Origin of the sequence: Acidovorax sp. (genome assembly GCF_046314175.1) — a bacterium.
Classification (GTDB): domain Bacteria; phylum Pseudomonadota; class Gammaproteobacteria; order Burkholderiales; family Burkholderiaceae_C; genus Acidovorax.
Genome location: NZ_JBKBXG010000037.1, coordinates 37,143 through 49,456 on the forward strand (window position 1 = coordinate 37,143; position 12,314 = coordinate 49,456).

At 62.6% G+C, this 12,314-nt stretch carries 12 protein-coding genes; 8 read left to right on the forward strand and 4 right to left on the reverse strand.

Annotated features, from left to right (window positions below):
• Positions 1–44 precede the first annotated feature (44 nt).
• Positions 45–644, reverse strand: coding sequence for a TIGR00645 family protein (locus ACK4OE_RS12490; protein ID WP_409885131.1), 600 nt, complete (start codon positions 642–644; stop codon positions 45–47).
• 181 nt (positions 645–825) lie between these two features.
• On the opposite strand from ACK4OE_RS12490, the gene acs reads away from it, so the two are divergent.
• Positions 826–2,820 (forward strand): acetate--CoA ligase, encoded by a 1,995-nt coding sequence (acs, locus tag ACK4OE_RS12495; RefSeq protein ID WP_409885132.1) that lies wholly within the window; start codon positions 826–828, stop codon positions 2,818–2,820.
• 219 nt (positions 2,821–3,039) lie between these two features.
• Entirely contained in the window at positions 3,040–3,516 is a 477-nt protein-coding gene (locus ACK4OE_RS12500) for a LapA family protein (RefSeq protein ID WP_409885133.1), read from the forward strand.
• A 130-nt stretch (positions 3,517–3,646) separates the two neighbouring features.
• On the opposite strand, the gene ACK4OE_RS12505 is transcribed toward ACK4OE_RS12500, so the two are convergent.
• Entirely contained in the window at positions 3,647–3,952 is a 306-nt protein-coding gene (locus tag ACK4OE_RS12505; protein WP_409885134.1) for a c-type cytochrome, read from the reverse strand.
• Between the two features lie 115 nt (positions 3,953–4,067).
• Here ACK4OE_RS12505 and ACK4OE_RS12510 point away from each other — a divergent pair, with 115 nt between their 5' ends.
• Positions 4,068–4,310, forward strand: coding sequence for a TIGR04438 family Trp-rich protein (locus ACK4OE_RS12510; RefSeq protein ID WP_409885135.1), 243 nt, complete (start codon positions 4,068–4,070; stop codon positions 4,308–4,310).
• Positions 4,311–4,456: 146 nt separating this feature from the next.
• Here ACK4OE_RS12510 and ilvD read toward each other — a convergent pair whose 3' ends face one another.
• Positions 4,457–6,163 carry a dihydroxy-acid dehydratase gene (gene ilvD / locus ACK4OE_RS12515; protein WP_409885136.1) on the reverse strand — a complete coding sequence of 569 codons (1,707 nt, stop codon included), beginning with the start codon at positions 6,161–6,163 and terminating at the stop codon, positions 4,457–4,459.
• A gap of 121 nt (positions 6,164–6,284) precedes the next feature.
• Between ilvD and ACK4OE_RS12520 the strand changes: the two genes are divergently transcribed.
• Positions 6,285–7,232 carry a LysR family transcriptional regulator gene (locus tag ACK4OE_RS12520; protein WP_409885137.1) on the forward strand — a complete coding sequence of 316 codons (948 nt, stop codon included), beginning with the start codon at positions 6,285–6,287 and terminating at the stop codon, positions 7,230–7,232.
• 24 nt (positions 7,233–7,256) lie between these two features.
• Positions 7,257–8,084, forward strand: a complete 828-nt coding sequence (lgt, locus tag ACK4OE_RS12525; RefSeq protein ID WP_409885138.1) for a prolipoprotein diacylglyceryl transferase — start codon at positions 7,257–7,259, stop codon at positions 8,082–8,084.
• A gap of 145 nt (positions 8,085–8,229) precedes the next feature.
• Here the strand turns inward: lgt and ACK4OE_RS12530 are convergent, their stop codons facing one another.
• Positions 8,230–8,658 carry a GNAT family N-acetyltransferase gene (locus tag ACK4OE_RS12530; RefSeq protein WP_409885139.1) on the reverse strand — a complete coding sequence of 143 codons (429 nt, stop codon included), beginning with the start codon at positions 8,656–8,658 and terminating at the stop codon, positions 8,230–8,232.
• A gap of 363 nt (positions 8,659–9,021) precedes the next feature.
• Here ACK4OE_RS12530 and ACK4OE_RS12535 point away from each other — a divergent pair, with 363 nt between their 5' ends.
• From ACK4OE_RS12535 to ACK4OE_RS12545, 3 genes are all read left to right on the forward strand, one after another.
• Positions 9,022–9,690: a GntR family transcriptional regulator gene (locus ACK4OE_RS12535; RefSeq protein ID WP_409885140.1), complete on the forward strand. Its 669-nt coding sequence runs from the start codon at positions 9,022–9,024 to the stop codon at positions 9,688–9,690.
• Positions 9,687–11,228 (forward strand): malonyl-CoA decarboxylase, encoded by a 1,542-nt coding sequence (locus ACK4OE_RS12540; protein WP_409885141.1) that lies wholly within the window; start codon positions 9,687–9,689, stop codon positions 11,226–11,228. The genes ACK4OE_RS12535 and ACK4OE_RS12540 overlap by 4 nt, the downstream gene beginning before the upstream one ends.
• 162 nt (positions 11,229–11,390) lie before the next feature.
• Positions 11,391–12,314, forward strand: a 924-nt coding sequence (locus ACK4OE_RS12545; RefSeq protein WP_409885142.1) for a Bug family tripartite tricarboxylate transporter substrate binding protein, incomplete at its 3' end; no start/stop codon positions are given.

Here is a 12,314-nt window from a genome sequence, read left to right on the forward strand (position 1 = left end):
AGCGGGCTTTGGCCCTCAGGGGCGAGAAATTGCCCTATAGGCGATCAGTGTTTTTCTGTGCCGTTCGACATGAGCTTGTCAGTGAGCGCAATCGCCAGGGCGCTGAGCAGAAACACCACATGGATGATGGTCTGCCACATCAATACCTTGAGGTCGTAGTTTGCGGCGTTGATGAAGGTCTTGAGCAAGTGGATGGAACTGATGCCGATGATGGCCGTGGCCAGCTTGACCTTGAGCACCGAGGCGTTCACATGGCTCAGCCACTCTGGCTGGTCGGGGTGGTCCTCCAGGCGCAGGCGTGAAACGAAGGTTTCGTACCCGCCCACTATCACCATGATGAGCAGGTTGGAGATCATCACGACGTCGATCAACGCCAGCACCACCAGCATGATGATGGTTTCGTTCAGTGAGGTGACGTCCACATCGCTCTTGTAGCCAATGCTGGACACCAGCTTCTGCAGCGCCTCGGTGTTGCCGAACACCGCCTCGATCAGATGCACCAGCTCCACCCAAAAGTGAAAGACGTACACCGCTTGCGCCAGGATGAGCCCCAGGTACAGCGGCAGCTGAAGCCAGCGGCTGGCAAAAATCAGGGCGGGCAGCGGCCGCATGGGGGAGGGTTTTGGGGTAATGGGCGAAGACATGGGAACCGGGTGTGGGGGGAGTCGACAAGGGACGCGCGATTCTAGAACCTGTTGATACGCCCACGGCGTGATGGGTGAGTGACACCAATCCGATCCCCTGTAAGCTTCGTGCCAGTCAGTGGCTTGTAAGTGCCGCGGCCGACAGTACCGGCCAATTCCATCAGAACCAGGAGACAACACCATGAGTGCCCCCACATCTGCGATCGAGTCCGTGTTGGTCGAGAACCGCGTGTTCCCGCCCGCTGACGCCATTGTCAAAGCAGCCCGCGTATCGGGCATGGCGGGCTACGACGCGCTGTGTGCCGAGGCAACGAATGACTTCGAGGGCTTCTGGGCCCGCCTGGCCCGTGACAACGTGCAATGGGCAAAGCCCTTCACCCGCACGCTGGACGAGTCCAACGCGCCGTTCTATCAGTGGTTTGCGGATGGCGAGCTCAATGCGTCTGCCAATTGCCTGGACCGGCACATGGGAACCCCCACCGAGAACAAGACCGCCATCATTTTTGAGGCGGACGATGGTGCCATCACCCGCATTACGTACAAAGAACTGCTGGCCCGCGTGAGCCAGTTTGCCAACGCGCTCAAGGCCCATGGCGTTGCCAAGGGTGACCGCGTTCTGATCTACATGCCCATGACCATCGAGGGCGTGGTGGCCATGCAGGCCTGCGCGCGCATCGGCGCCACCCACAGTGTGGTGTTTGGTGGGTTCAGCGCCAAGGCGGTGCAGGAACGCATCATCGACGCGGGTGCTGTGGCAGTCATCACCGCCAACTTTCAGATGCGGGGCGGCAAAGAACTTCCGCTCAAGTCGATCATTGACGAAGCGCTGGCCATGGGCGGCTGCGACACCATTCGCAATGTGTTTGTGTACCAGCGCACTGCAACAGCCTGCAGCATGGTGGCCGGGCGCGACAAGACGTTTGCCGAAGCCCTGGAGGGACAGCCCACGGAATGCGCAGCAGTGGCGGTGGGGGCAGAACACCCCTTGTTCATCTTGTACACCAGCGGCTCGACCGGCAAACCCAAGGGCGTGCAGCACAGCACCGGCGGCTATCTGCTGTGGGCCAAACTCACCATGGACTGGACGTTTGACCTGCGTCCTGATGATGTGTTCTGGTGCACGGCCGATATCGGCTGGATCACCGGCCACACCTACGTGGCCTATGGCCCGCTGGCCGCAGGCGCCACGCAGATCGTTTTCGAGGGCATTCCCACCTATCCCAACGCCGGCCGCTTCTGGCAGATGATCGAGCGGCACAAATGCTCGATCTTCTACACCGCCCCCACAGCCATCCGCTCGCTCATCAAGGCGGCCGAAGGCGACCCGGTGGTGCACCCCGCGCGCTCGGACCTGTCGAGCCTGCGCATCCTCGGCAGCGTGGGCGAGCCCATCAATCCCGAAGCCTGGATGTGGTACCACAAGAATGTGGGCGGCGAGCGCTGCCCCATCGTGGATACGTTCTGGCAGACCGAAACCGGTGGCCACGTCATCACCCCACTGCCCGGTGCCACGCCGCTGGTGCCTGGCAGCTGCACGCTGCCACTGCCCGGTATCGCTGCGGCTATCGTCGATGAACTGGGCAACGACGTTCCCAACGGATCAGGGGGCATTCTGGTCATCAAGCGTCCTTGGCCCAGCATGATTCGCACCATCTGGAACGACCCTGAGCGCTTCAAGAAGGCCTACTTCCCCGAAGAGCTCAAGGGTTACTACCTGGCTGGTGACGGGGCAGTGCGCAGCGCTGACCGGGGGTACTTCCGCATCACGGGCCGTATCGACGATGTGCTGAACGTCTCCGGCCACCGCATGGGCACGATGGAGATTGAGTCGGCCCTGGTGTCCAAGACCGATTTGGTCGCAGAAGCCGCCGTTGTGGGGCGCCCCGATGACGTGACTGGCGAGGCCATCTGCGCTTTCGTCGTGCTCAAGCGTTCGCGTCCCACCGGGGAGGAGGCCAAGCAGATCGCCAATGAATTGCGTGCCTGGGTTGCCAAGGAGATCGGTCCCATCGCCAAACCCAAGGACATCCGCTTTGGCGACAACCTGCCCAAAACGCGCAGCGGCAAGATCATGCGGCGCCTGCTTCGCAGCATTGCCAAGGGCGAGGCGATCACGCAGGACACCAGCACGCTGGAGAACCCGGCCATTCTGGATCAGTTGTCTGAAACGAACTGAGTCGTGAGGCCGCCGCCAGTGTTGTTACTGGCGGTGTGTCGAAAGCATGGCTTTTGCCCATTGGCGGCATCCTTTGTGGGTTGTGGGCCTCTTGGTTGCACTGTAGGACGGTAGCTGAAACCTGAGCCAACTTGCGTTAAACGGGCGCTTCCTGCGTTACAACCGCAGCACCGCGTGACTGGCCCCTCGGGTCGGGCGCCCTGCTGACTGGAGTAACCCATGCATCTGCGATCTGTTGTTCTTCTATTGACCGTGCTGGCCATTGCCGCACTGGCTGCCCTCAACTGGCCCACACTGGCCGAACCCTCGCTGGTGTCATTGGGCGTCATGTCCATCGAGGCGCCACTGGGACTGATCATGCTGGCGCTCACAGCGCTGCTCAGTACTTTCTTCGTTGCCTATGTGCTTTCGCTCCAGGGTTCGGTCTTGATGGAAACCCGTCGCCATACCAAAGAGCTGCACGCACAGCGTGAACTGGCCGACCGCGCAGAGGCATCTCGTTTTACCGAATTGCGCGCTTTTCTGGAAACCCAGCACCAGCAAGCCCATGCGGCGGTGCTGCAGCGGATGGACGTGCTGGAGGCGCACCTCGCAGCGCGGGCCCAGGAGACCGACAACACCACGGCCGCCTACGTCGGGCAGCTGGAGCAGCAACTGCGCGCGCGGGAACACAGTACGCTGACGACGGTCGTTTGATATTTACCTTGCCCATGGTGGGCTGTCTCATCGTCACCCCAGGCGATGGGCCTTAAAAAACAGCCGCGGCACAGAAATGTGGCGCGGCTGTCTTGATTAAGCGAAGCCGAATGCTTCGCAATCGGTGAAGTTACTTGTGCGTCATGACCCATGCAGCCAGCTTCTTGGCGTCGGCGTCGTTCACCTGGGCATTGGCTGGCATAGGAACGGGGCCCCACACACCTGCGCCGCCCTTGATGATTTTGGCGGCCAGTTTGTCTACGGCGTCTTTTTGACCGGCGTATTTGGCAGCGACATCCTTGTAAGAAGGCCCCACCAGTTTTTTGTCCACTGCATGGCAGGCCATGCAGTTCTTGGACGTTGCCAGAGCCATATCGGCCATGGCAGGGGCTGCGACCGACAGCGTCATGGCAACAGTGATCAGGGTACGCTTCATGGTGGGGAATCCTGTGGTTGAGTTACAGTGCTTTTAATGGAATTGTAGTGACTTGGGTTGACATGTCCCTGTCCTCGGTCAATCAGACCTTCTGCGGCGTTTTCTGGAGATCACAATGTATTTGCTGGGTCTTTCACTTATCTTGTTGGCACTGAAGTATCTAGAGATTGGTCCTGTGGCCACCTGGTCCTGGTGGTGGATCATGGCCCCCTTTGGCGCCACGCTGCTATGGTGGGCCTGGGCTGATTCCACCGGGTATACCAAGCGTAAAGCTATGGAAAAGATGGAGCAGCGCAAGCAGGACCGGATCAACAAGAACAAGGAAGCCCTGGGCATTGCACCCCGCAAGCCGCGCTGAATTGCTGATCTGCTCACCGGACCAGCGGGGTTGCAAGCAGACAGTTGCTGGGCCATTAAGAAAGCCCCGTGGCGTTGAGCGCCACGGGGCTTTCTTTTTGTCAACGCAGTGCAGCAGACCGATCAGCGGGCACTGCTGCAGTTGCCTCAATAGGCGTCCAGCACAGCACCCTTGCTTGCGCTTGATGCATTGAACGCAAACTTGGCCTGCACACCGCGCGTGTAGCGCGGGGCGGGGGCAGTCCATGCGGCGCGGCGCTTGGCGATTTCTTCTTCGCTAACGTTCAGCTCCAGCAGCAGCTGGCGCGCGTCGATGGTGATGCTGTCGCCCTCGTTGACGAAGGCAATCGTGCCGCCGGCAGCCGCTTCAGGCGCCACGTGGCCGACCACCATGCCCCAGGTGCCGCCGGAGAAGCGGCCGTCGGTGATGAGGCCCACGCTTTCACCCAGGCCAGCGCCAATCAGTGCCCCAGTGGGCGCCAGCATTTCGGGCATGCCGGGGCCGCCCTTGGGGCCCAGGTAGCGCAGCACCATCACGTCGCCAGCCACAATCTTGCCGGCCAGGATGGCTTCGAGGGCGGATTGCTCGTCGTCGAACACGCGGGCGGGGCCGGTGATCACGGGGTTCTTCAGGCCCGTGATCTTGGCCACCGCGCCTTCGGGGCTGAGGTTGCCCTTGAGGATGGCCAGGTGGCCCTGGGCGTACATGGGCTTGTCGATGCCGCGGATCACGTCCTGGTCGGCACGGGGCTGGTCGGGCACGTCCTTGAGCACTTCGGCGATGGTTTTGCCGCTGATGGTGATGCAGTCGCCGTGCAGCAGGCCTGCGTTGAGCAGCACCTTCATGACCTGCGGTATACCGCCCGCGCGGTGCAGGTCTACGGCCAGGTACTTGCCGCTGGGCTTCAAGTCGCACAGCACGGGGGTCTTTTGGCGCACGCGCTCGAAGTCGTCGATGTTCCATTCCACTTCAGCCGCATGCGCAATGGCCAGGAAATGCAGCACCGCGTTGGTCGAGCCGCCGGTGGCCATGATTACGGCAACGGCGTTCTCGATGGACTTCTTGGTCACGATGTCGCGGGGCTTCAGGTCCATCTTGATGGCCTCGATCAGCACCTTGGCCGACTCTTTTGCCGAGTTCATCTTCTCGTCGTGCGGGTTGGCCATGGTGGACGAATACGGCAGGCTGATGCCCAGGGCCTCGAACGCGCTGGACATGGTGTTGGCGGTGTACATGCCGCCGCACGAGCCGGTACCGGGGATGGCGCGCTTTTCGATTTCCTTGAGGTCGAAGTCGCTCATCTTGCCGGCGGCGTTCTCGCCCACGGCCTCGAACACGCTCACGATGTTCAGGTCCTGGCCCTTGTAGTGTCCTGGCAGGATGGTGCCGCCGTAGACATAGATGGCGGGCACGTTGGCGCGCAGCATGCCCATCAGGCCGCCGGGCATGTTCTTGTCGCAGCCGCCGACCACCAGCACGCCGTCCATCCACTGGCCGCCCACGCAGGTCTCGATGCAGTCGCTGATGACTTCGCGGCTCACCAGGCTGTACTTCATGCCTTCCGTGCCCATGGCCATGCCGTCGCTGATGGTGGGCGTGCCAAACACCTGGGCGTTGCCACCGGCTTCCTCAATGCCCTCAATGGCCGCGTCGGCCAGCTTTTGCAGGCCGCTGTTGCAGGGCGTGATGGTGCTGTGGCCATTGGCCACGCCCACCATGGGTTTCACAAAGTCGCCTTCTTCGTAGCCCATCGCGTAGTACATGGAGCGGTTGGGCGCGCGCGACTTGCCTTGCGTGATGTTGGCGCTGCGGCGGTTGATGGGCTGGATCGGGATGACTTTGTTGTCTGCCATGGTGTGTTTTCCTTCGTGGAGCGATTTTTGTGGGGTGGGAAACTTTCCGCAGCCGCGAGTATGCGGCGATTGGCCCGCGTGATCCAATCCATTTGCACGCGGCGATTAATATGTACAGCGTATGAAAGAGCCATTCATTGATATGCGCCTATGGCGGCAATTTGCTGCGGTGGCCCAGGAGCTGCACTTTGGCCGCGCGGCCCAGCGTCTGCATATGACCCAACCACCGCTCACCCAGGCCATCGCCGGGCTGGAGCGCACCCTGGGGCTGCAGCTGTTTGACCGCACCAAGCGCCGCGTGCAGCTCACGCCTGCAGGTGCCGCACTGTTGCCCCAGGTGCTGGATCTGCTTGACCGTGCGCAGGCATTGCCCGCGCAGGCGCGTGCGGCGGCGGCCGGCGAGGTGGGGCGGCTGCGGCTGGCGTTTGTATCCACCGCAGGCTTTGGTCTGCTGCCGCAGTGGGTGCGCGGATTTCGGGCGCAGTGGCCCGGTGTGCGGCTGGAGCTGATCGAGGCCACCGGTGACGTGCAGTTGCAGGCACTGGCGCGTGGCGACATCGATGCGGGTCTGCTGCTGCACACGCCCGGCCAGGCGCCGCCCACGTTGCAAAGCCTGTGTGTGGCGCAAGAACCGCTCGTGCTGGCCATGCCCGACCGGCATCCGCTGGCCCAGCTGCCCGTGTTGCATTTGCAAGACGTGCTGCCCGAACCCCTGGTGATCTTCCCGCGGTCTATCCTGCCGTCGCTCCACGACGCGATCTTTGCGCTGTACCACGGGGCAGGGCGTGAGCCCGTGGTGGCGCAAGAGGCGATCCAGATGCAAACCATCGTCAATCTGGTGTCTGCCGACCTGGGACTGGCCTGGGTGCCCGCCAGCGTGCAGCAGTTTCAACGCCCGGGGGTGGTGTACCGCCAGCTGGGCGACAAACCTGCCGTGTCGCCGGTGTGCGAAACGAGCCTGGTCTGGGCGGGGTCGGCCGCACCGCCTGCATTGCCAGCACTCCCGGCCCTTGCGCGGTGGATCGACCATGTGGGCCAGCAGGTGGGCGCGGACTCTGCCAAGGGGTAACGGCCAGCGTGCACAATCGCCCCCATGTTGACTTACCCCCACATTGATCCCGTCGCACTGCAGATCGGCCCGCTGGCCATTCACTGGTACGGCCTGACTTATCTTGCGGCCTTTGGCCTGTTCATGCTGCTGGGCATCCGGCGCCTGCGGCACCAGCCTTTTGCTTCCATCACAGGCCCGGGCGCCTGGTCGCGCAGGGATGTGGAAGACATCCTGTTTCTCGGCGTGGCGGGCGTCGTGGTGGGCGGGCGCCTGGGGTACTGCCTGTTTTACAAGCCGGGCTACTACCTCAGTCATCCGCTGGAGATATTTGCAGTGTGGCAGGGCGGCATGGCCTTCCACGGTGGTTTGCTTGGCGTGATCGTGGCGATGATCTGGTTCGCGCACTCACGCAAGCGGCCGTGGCTGCAGGTGGCCGACTTTGTGGCCCCGTGCGTGCCCACCGGCCTGGCTGCGGGGCGCGTGGGTAACTTCATCAACGGTGAGCTGTGGGGCCGGTTTGCCAGCCCGGACCTGCCTTGGGGCATGGTGTTTGCGCACAGCGGCTCCATGCAGCCGCGCCATCCGTCGCAGATATACCAGTTTCTGCTCGAAGGCTTGCTGCTGTTCATCCTCTTGTGGCTCTACGCACGCAAGGAGCGCCGCCAGGGCCAAGTGGCCGCCGCGTTCCTGGTGGGGTATGGCGCCTTCCGCTTCATCGCCGAGTATTTCCGCGAGCCCGATGCCTTCCTGGGCATTCTGTCATTGGGCATGAGCATGGGCCAGTGGCTGTGCCTGCCGATGATCGCAGCGGGCGTGGCCCTGTGGGTGTGGGCACAGCGCCAGCCTGTGGCAGCACCAAAAATCAAGTGAAATTGGCCTCTAGCGCTTATCTGGTAAGCGCTAGCAGCTATTAAAAACGTAGTGAATGTGCGTGCAAGATACTCGCCTTGCACGCAGATCGCGGCGATGTGATGACGCACGCCTTTCACTGCGGCACAGCGGTCATGGCCGCCCTTTAGTCCAGCCGCTTCTTCATGTGCGCCATGTACTGCCCGGCTACGTAGTCATCGATCCGGCCGTACTCCGTATAGCCCTGCTTGAGGTAGAACGCGCGGGCCTGCCATTCAAAGGTTTCCAGTTTGGCATTGCGTGCCCCCAACGCCTTGCCCTGTGCCTCGGCCATGCCCAGCAAGCGCGACCCCAGGCCCCGGCCGCGCTGCTCCTGCGCCACCCACAGCACATCGGTGTGCATCCAATACAAAAACACATAGGCACGAACACCCGCTACCAAGCGGTCGTCCTGGTCGCGCACATCCAGCCGCACCGGCTGTACTTCGGGGTATTCGCCCACCACACGGTAGTTGAATGCGCGCATTTGCTTGCCCAGCGTACCGGCGCGCAGATCTTCGGGGGAGGGTGGTGCAAAGGTCAGGGTAGAAGCCATGGCGCCAAGTATCTGTGAACAGCCCTGCGCGTGGTCACGCGACACTGGGTGTTGTCGCACCGGAACGCACGTGCGCTGACCACTCGGTTCGCGCTGGCTGTTTTTTTGCCTGAAGCGCCTTTCCTGCAGCGGTTTGTGTATGTGAAAAGGCCTGTGGTGTTGCATCGGTGCACCACGCGCGCTCCGCTTGTCGTCCAATCAGCGCATTTCAGGGTTTTCCTCTTGTGATTTTGCGTAATTATGAGAAATTACGAGCTATTCGGAGTGATGTTGACGTTTGGCCGCATTTGAAGCCGCGTTGGCAGCAAAAGACGCAGGCGTTTTGCCTGGGCCGCTCTGACACCCTGGAGTTTTACCCGCACCATGCGCCCGCATCCCAACTCACTGCACGACGAAGCGGCCTCGCGCTTGCGCGAGCAGATCTTTGCAGGCGGCTTGCCCCCCGGGAGCTTTCTGGATGAAGCAGCTCTGTGCGAGCGGCTGGCAATCTCGCGCACACCGCTGCGCGAGGCATTGAAGGTTTTAGTGGCCGAGGGCTTACTGCGCCACGAACCCCGCCGCGGCTGTTTTGTAGCCCAGATCACCGAGCGGGATCTGGACGACATCTTCCCCGTGATTGCGCTGCTGGAAGGCCGTGCCGCACACGAGGCCACGCGCAAGGCGAGCGGGGCAGATGTTGCGGCGCTGGAGGCTTTGCATGAACGTCTGCAGCAGTGCGCCGCCGACGGCCAGATCACCGACTACTACGAGGCCAACTACGCCATCCACGAGGCCTTCATCACCCTGGCGGATAACCGCTGGCTGGCCCAGGTGATTGGCGATTTGCGAAAAATTCTGCGCCTGGCGCGGGCGCAGACCCTGCATGTGCCGGGCCGTTTGCAGCAAAGCCTGGCCGAGCACCTGGCGGTGTTTGCCGCCCTCAAGGCCCGCGACTGCGACGCCGCAGAAGAGGCCATGCGCAATCATTTGTTGCGCCAGCGCGATGCGCTGCGTGACGTCGCCCGCAACCATCAATCGAGGCTGACCCCATGATCACCACTACCCCCGAATGGATCTCGCGCAGCGTTTCGCGCCTGCGCTCTGCTGCGCCTGCCGCTGACAAGGCAGCAGACAAGCTTGCGGACAAGCCCGGCGAAAAAATAGGCGACAAGGCCGCCAAAGTACCCGCCCCTGACAAGAGCTTGCTCGACAAGACCGTGACCGACGTGGTCGCCAAGGTGGCCGTGCCGCGTTCAACCCATGAACGGCTGCAGGCCACGCTGCGGCGTGGGCAAGAGTCGCTGTCGCCGCGCGCGCTGCGCCGTTTGCTGGCCGACCTGCAAGAGGTGGTGGCGCCGCAGGTGAGCGAACTCGAAGGCGGGCGCCGCGCCCAGGCGGTGGCCCAGTGGTACGCCAAGGCAGAGCCTGAAGAGCGCCGCGACATGTGGCTGTTGATGTGCGAGCAGTTCGCGCCCGATGCCACACGATTCAAGTCGGCCCGCCAGCGCTACGAAGCGGCCGCCGGCACGGCCGAAGAAGGCCAGGCCGAGATCAGCCTGCGCCGCGCACTGGTGTCGCCCCGTACACGCCTGCTGCAGCGGTTTTCTGTGTTCCCTGAGGGCATGCGGTTCTTGCTGGACATGCGGGCCGAACTGCTGCCCTTGCTCAAGGCCGACAAGCGCCTGCTGGCACTAGATGCCGAGCTGGAGCACCTGTTCTCGACCTGGTTTGATGTGGCTTTCTTGGAGCTGCGGCGTCTGTCGTGGGACTCGCCCGCGTCGCTGATCGAAAAGCTCATCAAGTACGAAGCGGTGCACGACATTCGCAGCTGGGCCGACCTGAAAAACCGGCTCGACAGCGACCGCCGCTGCTACGGGTTCTTCCACCCCCGGCTACCCAACGAGCCGCTGATTTTTGTGGAGGTGGCGCTGGTGGACCGCATCTCCAACAGCATCACCCCGCTGCTGGACGAATCTGCTGCAGCGGCCGATTTGAACAAGGCCACCACGGCCATTTTCTATTCGATCAGCAACACCCAGACAGGGCTGCGTGGTGTGAGTTTTGGCGACTCGCTCATCAAGCATGTGGTGGAGACGCTCACCGCCGAGTTCCCGCGCCTTCGCACGTTTGCAACACTGTCTCCCATACCGGGTTTTCGCTCTTGGCTGGGCAAGCGTGCGGGTGCGATGCTTGATCGCCTGGACGACAAGCGCCGCGCCGAGCTGGGCCGCGCGGTGGGCTTTGAGCCCCCGCAGGCCACGCACTTGCTCGCTGCGGTCGACAAGGCGCTGGAGCTGGATGCCAGGTCGCCGGTGCGCCAGATGCTGCTGGAGTGCGCTGCATACTATTTGGGGCGCGAGCTGCAAGAGGGCAAACCGGTGGACCCGGTGGCCCGCTTCCACCTGGGCAATGGGGCCCGGGTAGAGCGGCTCAACTGGGCGGGAGATCCTTCCAGCAAAGGGCTGAAACAATCGTACGGGTTGATGGTGAATTACCTGTACGACATCAAGCGCATCGACAAGCATCGCAGCTTGCTCGCGCAGGGCAAGGTGCCGGTGTCGGGGGACATCGACAGCCTGTGCCGCGACTGACGCCACCGGCGACAAGGCGGCAGTGCGGCAGGGCTGTCATCTTTGATCACTACCATGGGCCCTCGGCCTGCGGCCGGTGTTTGAAGGTTGTCATGCGATGCGATGCGCCCTGCCAGCCTGCTGATCCGATTTAATTTTTACAACGACGACAGGAGACAAGAAATGAAAGACATGCGAATTCAACGCAGAGACGTATTGCTGGGCGCTGCAGCCGCGGGCCTGGGCTTGGCGGGTGGCAGCAGCTCTGCCTGGGCACAGGCATCGGGCTGGCCCAGCAAGCCGGTGAACCTGGTGGTGCCGTTCCCCGCAGGCGGCGGCACCGACGCGTTTGCCCGCCCCTTGGCCGCACAGTTTTCCAAAGCCACCGGCAAGACGCTGGTGATTGACAACCGTGGCGGCGCAGGCGGCACCGTGGGGGCGAGCTTTGCCTCCAAGGCCGCACCTGATGGCTACACCCTCTTCATGGGCGCGGTGCACCATGCGATTGCGCCGTCGATGTACCCCAAGCTCGACTACGACATCGAGAAGGATTTCGTTCCGCTGTTCTTGCTGGCCAACGTGCCGCAGGTGTTGGTGGTCAACCCCAAGGCCGTTCCCGTGAACAACTTTCAGCAGTTCATGGACTACGTCAAGCGCAACCCCGCCAAGCTCAACTACGGCTCGGCCGGTGCAGGCACCTCGCACCATATGGCGGGTGAATTGTTCAAGCAGCAGACAGGCACCTTCATCACCCACATCCCCTACCGTGGCGCAGGCCCCGCACTGCAGGACTTGATCGGCGGGCAGGTGGACATGATGTTTGACGGCCTGGGTTCATCGGCGGCACACATCAAGGCAGGGCGCATCAAGGCACTCATGGTGTCGGGGCCGAAGCGCAACCCAGCCTTTCCCGATGTGCCGTGTGCTGCGGAAGTCGGCCTGCCCGACTACACCGTGACCACTTGGTACGGCCTGTGGGCGCCCAAGGGCACTCCGGCCGATGTGCAGGCGCGCATCGTGGACGAGGTGCGCAAGCTGGGCAGCGCCGACGAACTCAAAACGATCTGGGCCAACAACGGTGCCGAATACGGCGGCATGACCCAGCAG

Bases quoted from the DNA above. Each gene is read 5' to 3' on its own strand.
- ACK4OE_RS12490 (WP_409885131.1), bottom strand. From the start codon at position 644: ATGTCTTCGCCCATTACCCCAAAACCCTCCCCCATGCGGCCGCTGCCC.
- acs (WP_409885132.1), top strand. From the start codon at position 826: ATGAGTGCCCCCACATCTGCGATCGAGTCCGTGTTGGTCGAGAACCGC.
- ACK4OE_RS12500 (WP_409885133.1), top strand. From the start codon at position 3,040: ATGCATCTGCGATCTGTTGTTCTTCTATTGACCGTGCTGGCCATTGCC.
- ACK4OE_RS12505 (WP_409885134.1), bottom strand. From the start codon at position 3,952: ATGAAGCGTACCCTGATCACTGTTGCCATGACGCTGTCGGTCGCAGCC.
- ACK4OE_RS12510 (WP_409885135.1), top strand. From the start codon at position 4,068: ATGTATTTGCTGGGTCTTTCACTTATCTTGTTGGCACTGAAGTATCTA.
- ilvD (WP_409885136.1), bottom strand. From the start codon at position 6,163: ATGGCAGACAACAAAGTCATCCCGATCCAGCCCATCAACCGCCGCAGC.
- ACK4OE_RS12520 (WP_409885137.1), top strand. From the start codon at position 6,285: ATGAAAGAGCCATTCATTGATATGCGCCTATGGCGGCAATTTGCTGCG.
- lgt (WP_409885138.1), top strand. From the start codon at position 7,257: ATGTTGACTTACCCCCACATTGATCCCGTCGCACTGCAGATCGGCCCG.
- ACK4OE_RS12530 (WP_409885139.1), bottom strand. From the start codon at position 8,658: ATGGCTTCTACCCTGACCTTTGCACCACCCTCCCCCGAAGATCTGCGC.
- ACK4OE_RS12535 (WP_409885140.1), top strand. From the start codon at position 9,022: ATGCGCCCGCATCCCAACTCACTGCACGACGAAGCGGCCTCGCGCTTG.
- ACK4OE_RS12540 (WP_409885141.1), top strand. From the start codon at position 9,687: ATGATCACCACTACCCCCGAATGGATCTCGCGCAGCGTTTCGCGCCTG.